General features: G+C 43.2%; 6 protein-coding genes and 1 tRNA gene. 3 read left to right on the top strand and 4 right to left on the bottom strand.

All coding sequences use genetic code 11. The features are described 5' to 3' along the window. Nucleotides 1–257: 257 nt before the first annotated feature. Nucleotides 258–989, bottom strand: coding sequence for an MBL fold metallo-hydrolase (locus RMY00_RS06500; RefSeq protein WP_322646753.1), 732 nt, complete (start codon nucleotides 987–989; stop codon nucleotides 258–260). A 194-nt stretch (nucleotides 990–1,183) separates the two neighbouring features. Here RMY00_RS06500 and RMY00_RS06495 point away from each other — a divergent pair, with 194 nt between their 5' ends. Next, nucleotides 1,184–2,704: a site-2 protease family protein gene (locus tag RMY00_RS06495; protein ID WP_322646807.1), complete on the top strand. Its 1,521-nt coding sequence runs from the start codon at nucleotides 1,184–1,186 to the stop codon at nucleotides 2,702–2,704. Between the two features lie 192 nt (nucleotides 2,705–2,896). On the opposite strand, the gene RMY00_RS06490 is transcribed toward RMY00_RS06495, so the two are convergent. The 3 genes from RMY00_RS06490 to RMY00_RS06480 form a co-directional block, all read right to left on the bottom strand. Beyond that, complete coding sequence (locus tag RMY00_RS06490) at nucleotides 2,897–3,463, bottom strand: phycobiliprotein lyase (RefSeq protein WP_322646752.1); 567 nt, start codon at nucleotides 3,461–3,463, stop codon at nucleotides 2,897–2,899. A gap of 75 nt (nucleotides 3,464–3,538) precedes the next feature. Then, the gene (locus tag RMY00_RS06485; RefSeq protein ID WP_322646751.1) at nucleotides 3,539–4,219 is read right to left on the bottom strand and encodes a HEAT repeat domain-containing protein; all 681 of its coding nucleotides are present in this window, start codon (nucleotides 4,217–4,219) and stop codon (nucleotides 3,539–3,541) included. Between the two features lie 409 nt (nucleotides 4,220–4,628). After that, nucleotides 4,629–4,713 (bottom strand) — tRNA-Ser (locus RMY00_RS06480). Between the two features lie 106 nt (nucleotides 4,714–4,819). Here RMY00_RS06480 and RMY00_RS06475 point away from each other — a divergent pair. Beyond that, on the top strand, nucleotides 4,820–5,188 hold the full coding sequence (locus tag RMY00_RS06475) for a 2Fe-2S iron-sulfur cluster-binding protein (protein ID WP_109012284.1): 369 nt from the start codon (nucleotides 4,820–4,822) through the stop codon (nucleotides 5,186–5,188). A 199-nt stretch (nucleotides 5,189–5,387) separates the two neighbouring features. Next, nucleotides 5,388–5,933: a thermonuclease family protein gene (locus tag RMY00_RS06470; protein ID WP_322646806.1), complete on the top strand. Its 546-nt coding sequence runs from the start codon at nucleotides 5,388–5,390 to the stop codon at nucleotides 5,931–5,933. Nucleotides 5,934–6,000 lie beyond the last annotated feature (67 nt).

Below are 6,000 nucleotides of genomic sequence, written 5' to 3'. Positions count from 1 at the left end.
ACGTCGAGCCTCAAAAGGTCAACGTCGAGCCTCAAAAGGTCAACGTCGAGCCTCAAAAGGTCAACGTCGAGCCTCAGAAGATCAACATTGAGCCTCAAAAGGTCAACGTCGAGCTTCAGAAGGTCAACATTGAGCCTCAGAAGGTCAACGTCAAGCCTCAAAAGGTCAACTTTTAAGTTTTAACTCTCCATGCCCCATGCCCCATGCCCAATACCCAATACCCAATACCCAATACCCAATACCCAATACCCAATACCTCAAAAAGGCTGTATCCGCAGCAAAGCTGATAAATCCAGAGAGGCGAGGTGTTGATAAGCTTGATCGATAAATCGTTTGCCCCTGAGAAAGCCTGTATTAGCACCGGGACAAATGTATCTAAGAGTTTCTGGTGTAAAATTTTCTAACAAGAATTGAAGGCTCTGGATTTGCCTGAGCCAGTGAAAGGTTTTAGCTGTCCGTAATGGTACTGCTTCACCATGCTGATTAGGGAGTAAATGACGACCAGAAAACAATATACCTCCACGTTCACTGTAGTAGAAGCAAGATGAACCGGGAGAATGACCTGGTGTCCAAATCGCTTGGGCTGCGCTATCAAGCGTAAATTCCTGCCTAAAGGTAGTTAAGGTTAAGCCTGGTAACAAGTAAGCTTCTTGCTCTTGAATCAACACCTCGCAGCTAAAGATTTGCTGAAATTCAGCAGTCTTGCCAATCGCGCCTCGATGGGTGATAAATAACCAACGCACGCCTCCATGCGATCGCAAAAAATCTTCATTTGTTTGGTCTAGGGCAGGGCAGTCTATGAGGATATTGCCTTCATTTCTTACAATAAGATAAGAGGTTCCCCCTAATGTGTCCCGATTGGGTGGAAAAGCAAAAATGCTCTCTTGTGCGAAGTCCGATTGCAGAGAACCTCCGCTAGAAACTTCGTTAGAGAAAACAGCCCGTGGTGGCTTAGTTGTATGGCTTGGCACTTGAGGTAGAGGGCACATAATCAAAAAACCGAAACTGAGGAGTTGTAGACAATCTGGTTACAGTGTGGAAATTCTAAAGAATTGAAACTTGAGCGTTAACCAGCACTGTTAACCGTTGTGAAAAAAAATTGGAATTTGAGGTCTGCCTTGTAGTGAATGCTATGGTGCTGAAGCTACTGGTGGGACGTTTTGTCAAAATTACTGAAGATAATATGGCATTTTGGTTTCTATTTATCCTCCTTTTGGGGCTAGCTACTTATCTAATGGTGCAGCACAGCGTCGCTCGGATCACCCGGACGCCAGTATGGTTGTTGTGGCTGGTTTTAATGGCACCAGCATTACTGTTGAGTGGATGGACGCTGGTGTATGGGCCGAAACAACCTCCACCGCCAGCGCTGATTCTTTGGTCAATATTTGTCTCTACAGTGTTGTACTGGACGTTGTTTCAATGGGGACGTCGATCGCCAAGAGATACACAGACCCAAACCCAACCCCAAGCCTCAGAATCACAGCCGACTATCCAGCCGATTACAGAACCAATAGTGCGTCCCATTGAGCCAACGGAAGAAACTCAACTACGAAATTGTTTTCCTTGGTCTGTATACTACGTTCAAAATATTGAGTATCGACCACAAGCCGTGATTTGCCGTGGTCAGTTGCGAACTAAAGCTAGCAACGCCTATCAGCAGATTAAGACTAATATTGAAGCACAATTTGGCGATCGCTTCCTGCTGATCTTTCAAGAAGGCTTAAATGACAAACCTTTCTTTGTACTGGTTCCTAACATTCAAGCTGCTAAAGAGAGAAATACACCACGACGCGAACAGGAACGCTTAACTCGTCCAGGACTAGCACTTCTACTACTAGCAGCTACTTTGGTAACTACTACCTTGGTGGGAGTGGAAATTGCTGGTGTTTCTCTTCCGCCTATATGGCAAATTGGTTCTTTTTTCAAAGTTCTATCTAACCCAGATGTTCTATTCAAGGGATTGCCCTATGCTTTAGGGTTAATGACTATTTTGGGTATTCACGAACTTGGGCATTATTTAACAGCTAAATTCTACAAGATTCGCTCGACTTTACCTTACTTTATTCCCATACCCTTCTTCTTGGGAACTTTTGGGGCATTTATTCAGATGCGTAGTCCGATTCCCAACCGCAAAGCTTTATTTGACGTTAGTATAGCTGGGCCAATTGCAGGCTTTGTGGTGACTGTGCCATTACTAATATGGGGTTTGGCTCATTCTGATGTAGTTTCCATCACTGAAAAAACCCGACTTTTGAATCCTGATGCCCTTAATCCCAAGTACTCCATTTTACTTGCGGTACTCTCGAAGCTAGCCTTGGGTAGTCAGTTAACGGCAAAATCAGCCCTTGATTTGCATCCAGTTGCAGTAGCTGGTTTTTTGGGACTAATTGTTACAGCCTTAAATTTAATGCCTGTGGGACAGCTAGATGGAGGTCACATTGTCCATGCGATGTTTGGACAACGAACTGCGATGATAATTGGGCAAATTGCTCGCGTGTTATTGCTATTACTGGCTTTAGTAAGAGAAGAATTTTTGGTGTGGGCAATTATCTTATTATTTATGCCATTGATTGATGAGCCTGCGCTAAATGATGTCACTGAATTGGATAACCAACGTGACGTTTGGGGATTACTGGCAATGGCGTTGTTGATTGTAATTATTTTGCCACTACCGCAGGCGATCGCTAACTTCTTACAAATTTAAAAAGTTTCAACGCCAAGAGAAATATATCTAAGTTTTTTCTCACTATGGAATCAACCACAGCTTGGTATTTTTTTATTTGGATTTCTTCTAACATAAAAATGTGCGTTATGGACATTAGTCCTAACGCACCGAAAAACGCAGTAAAAATTTAAGATGGTGCGTAAGAGAGCGGCATAACACAGCCTACACAACCTAACTCGATACTGAATTAGCCGCCTCAGAAGCCTTCGCAGCTGGTGGAAAACCACCCATGCGAATCTCAGAAGTAAAGGAAGCGATACTAAATCCATCAGAACTCTTGAGGACATTTACCCGCATTCGCAAATTGGGGCTAGCAAACCACAGACGCTCCTCTAATGACATGATTTCATCTTTTATAGTTAGGATTAAAGCGCCATCGCTGTCAAATTTATAGTGTCCGGCAACTGGAGTTTTATTACCATCAACCACTTCCCGTAGTAACTTACCTTCAGCTAGATTATCTGCATTAGTTACAGAAACTAACACAGTTGAACCACTGTGTTTTGTTTTATCTTTTTCTATTGTGCCGTTCCAGGTAATTTTGGCAGCACAAGAGGCAGAACTAGGATTAATTTCGTACTGTTGACACAGTTTGATCACTTGTGGATCATCTAGTGCCAGCGCCTCAATGATGATGTCTGACTTGCTCTCTTCAGATTGGTTAAAAGCCAAATGTTGACTAGTACGATGAGAAAACCATTTACCAGTACTTAACTGAAAAAACTCTTCAATATTCATGAATGAAATTACCCTGCATCAAAATGCTAAAATTCCCACTTAATTATTAAAAGGTAGCAGGATGCTCTAATATTATTAAGCTTGATTGCCTATTTCTTCAAGCTTTTTGAGGCCAATTCTGGCTGCCTCAGCAACGTTGAAATGATTGTCTTTTTCTAGGTATTTTAAAGCTGAAACACTCTTGGGAGTAGGAAGATTACCCAAAGCTTCTGCCAAACGCTGCCTTACTAACCAGTCATCTGATTGAGCAAAGCGCAGGATCTGATCGACTGACTCAATGTCTTGAATTTCTCCGAGTGCAGAGATTGCAGCTTGCTGCAATACTACTTCTTTGCTATCCAATGCCTGAATAAGAATTTGATGGGCACGAGGATCTTTAATGTTACCAAGAGAAACGGCTGCACTAAAGCGTACTAGCCAATCAGTATCTTCATAAAATGCCCGTGAAAGCACCTCAAAAGCTCTGGCATCACCTAAATATCCTAAAGCACCAGCAGCATCAGCGCGTATCCCATAATCGGGGTCATTTTCGAGAATTTTGACCAAAATTGAATAACATTCTGGTGTCGGCTTGATTCCAAGGGCAAAAATTGCCATAGATCGCAGTTGCAAAGATTCGTCGTCTAGTACCTTTTTAATCAAAGGAACTGCATCCTCAGGGGACGCATGACGCAGATTGGCTAGGGCTACCATGCGATCGCGTAAATTCGGACTTTCTAACTGAGTAGAAATTTCTTGTAAGCTTAGAGCTGCCATTTAGTTCAAAGCGTTTTCTTTACTTATCTTAATTTACCTGATCTGTTCATCAGGCTGTCGCCCTACTGAAGTAGGAGTTTGGCCACTTTACAAAATGGCTCAATTATGAGTAAAAAATAAACAAATGTTACAAGAAGATGTCGAGAGCAGGAGGAAAGAGGTATTGATAAAAACTTTAGTTGTGGATATAAAGTTTGTCAGTATAAAATGTTGATTTTTTACTTCAAACGTCACTTACTTTTCCCTTGGAACTAGCTGCAAATAGGTTGGGAAAACCGCAAGGGCATAGTGGCTTTCCAAGCGACGCCGATTTCAGTTTTTAGCCTTAACTAAACCATATTGGTTTTTAAAGAACCTGACTATTTGTAGAAATCTGGTTCAAACTATATATTTAGACTAGCTTTGAGAACGGAGAGGGGGGGATTCGAACCCCCGTTAAGTTTCCCTAAACAGACTTTCCAGGTCTGCGCCTTAAACCACTCGGCCACCTCTCCAGGTGCCACAAGTTACGATCATACTATAGAATCCCAGAAAATGCAAAGATAAAGAAAGATATTTTAAATTGAATCTGAAAGTCCCAATTCTAAAACGCAAATCCAGATGTCCCGTACATACACAATTAGAGTTCGCGATCGCGCCACTGGCCAAACTCACACCCTACAAGTCCCAGAAGACCGCTACATCCTGCACTCTGGCGAAAAACAAGGGGTAGAACTGCCGTTTTCTTGTCGTAACGGGGCTTGTACCACTTGTGCGGTAAGAGTTTTATCGGGAGAAATTTATCAACCGGAGGCGATCGGATTGTCGCCAGATTTACGTCGACAAGGTTATGCCTTGTTGTGTGTGAGTTACCCCCGTTCTGATTTGGAGGTGGAGACACAAGACGAAGATGAAGTCTACGAACTCCAGTTTGGCCGGTATTTTGCTAGGGGGAAAGTTAAAGCGGGTTTACCCTTAGATGAGGAATAAACAATTGAATAAGGCAGGAGGCAGAAGGCAGGAGACAGGAGGTTTTGCTCATCAACCCTACCTGAGCGAGAGTCACTTGAAGAAGTGGGGCATTCAAACCCAAACCTCTGGTCGCAGCACGAGGCAAAAGACATTATTCCTCCTGCCTCTTTTGTTCAAAATTACCGATCGCGCAACAGTGACCATAGGCAAAATTTTAATGCCGATGCATCTTGGTGATTGGGTGCGCAAAATAGCGATTTTGGCTTGCTTGTTGCTCTTAGTGAGTTGCCAAGGTAAAAACCAACTGCCAAACAATGAGGCTCAGGTAAAAGTAGCGCGGATAGTTAGTGGGCAAAGTTTGGAAGTGATAGGCATGGCTGAACAACCAAATTTAATTTCCCAAGTGCGGTTAGTTGGCATTGATGCACCAGATTTGCGACAGCGGCCTTGGGGGGACGCAGCAAAAGAACAGTTAGAAAATCTAATTGGAGGTGCAGAACAATCGGTAACGCTGGAGTTTGATTTAGAAACAAAAGACAAAATCGGACGAACTCTAGCTTATGTGTGGAAAAATAAGGTGTTGTTGAATGAGGAATTAGTGAAACAAGGGAACGCAATGTTTGTTGAGCGATCGCCTAATCACAAATATGACCAGCGTTTAGAACGTGCCCAACAATGGGCTAGACTCATGGGCCAAGGAATCTGGAACCCAGAAAAACCCATGCACCTCACTCCTGCTGAGTTTCGCCGTCAAAATCTTTGAAGAGTGGGGAGTGGGGGCAGGGGGCAGGGGGCAAGGGAAGAAGAATTATTGATTAATGGCCAATGAC

The organism is Nostoc sp. ChiVER01, assembly GCF_034531155.1.
GTDB lineage: Bacteria > Cyanobacteriota > Cyanobacteriia > Cyanobacteriales > Nostocaceae > Nostoc.
The sequence above is the reverse complement of the archived record's forward strand: the minus strand, read 5'-3'. Positions and strand labels throughout refer to the sequence as shown.